The sequence below is a fragment of the Herbaspirillum lusitanum P6-12 genome, from assembly GCF_000256565.1.
Lineage (GTDB): Bacteria > Pseudomonadota > Gammaproteobacteria > Burkholderiales > Burkholderiaceae_D > Herbaspirillum > Herbaspirillum lusitanum.
The window spans coordinates 1-784 of record NZ_AJHH01000554.1; the positions used below are offsets into that span (position 1 = coordinate 1).

At 63.5% G+C, this 784-nt stretch carries 3 protein-coding genes; 1 reads left to right on the plus strand and 2 read right to left on the minus strand.

The window, feature by feature from the left end; all coding sequences use genetic code 11:
- Nucleotides 1–203, minus strand: a 203-nt coding sequence (locus HLUSI_RS0118415) for a (2Fe-2S)-binding protein (protein WP_016835353.1), incomplete at its 3' end; no start/stop codon positions are given.
- A 207-nt stretch (nt 204–410) separates the two neighbouring features.
- Between HLUSI_RS0118415 and HLUSI_RS0118420 the strand changes: the two genes are divergently transcribed.
- On the plus strand, nt 411–617 hold the full coding sequence (locus HLUSI_RS0118420; protein WP_016835354.1) for a hypothetical protein: 207 nt from the start codon (nt 411–413) through the stop codon (nt 615–617).
- A 12-nt stretch (nt 618–629) separates the two neighbouring features.
- Here HLUSI_RS0118420 and HLUSI_RS34660 read toward each other — a convergent pair.
- A partial coding sequence (locus HLUSI_RS34660) for a hypothetical protein (protein ID WP_016835355.1) occupies nt 630–784 on the minus strand: 155 nt, incomplete at its 5' end.

Here is a 784-nt window from a genome sequence, read left to right on the forward strand (position 1 = left end):
CCGGCCGCCGCCGAGACCGGGGTCTGGCAGGAGCGGATCGGCGCGCCATCGAGCTGCACGGTACAGGCGCCGCAGAGCGCCATGCCGCAACCGAACTTGGTGCCGGTCAGGCCGATTTCATCGCGGATCACCCACAACAATGGCGTATCCGGTTCCGCTTTTACCGTGACTTGCTTGCCGTTGAGGTTGAAGCTGGTTGTCATCTTTTAACTCCTCCGACGTCCTGTTGGGTAGAACATCGGGGAAGACGTCACTCCATCCGGATGTCCGTGCCTGGCGCAACCGGGAATGCCGGGGAGAATGGTGCGGAGACAGTGTCGGAGTCGACCGCCGGACCGCGCGGCGGGCAATTCCGTCTCGATTGCGTTTGCAGATCATAGGCTTATCCGCGGAAACTTGCAGGAGGATTTTTGCGCTATTCCCATCTGTATACGGCGATGGCGGCGCCGATACAGCGACCCGGCTATCAGGCCATCGGCGTGCTCAGTATCGCCGGCCCGTTGCAACGGCTCGACATGCGGCGCATGGAGAGCCTCGGCTCCGACCTGCTCGCCGCCGCACGGGAGTTGGCGGGCAACAGTCCGTCCTCGCCGATTTTCAATCAATCGCGCGAGTAAAACAGCTTCCGATTACACCCGCTCGATGATCATCGCGATGCCTTGCCCCACGCCGATGCACATGGTGCACAAGGCGTAGCGGCCGCCGCTGCGTTCCAGCTGGTAAGTCGCGGTCGCGACCAGGCGTGCGCGTTGCCGGCGGTGACGCTGCCGTCGGGCCGCACGAT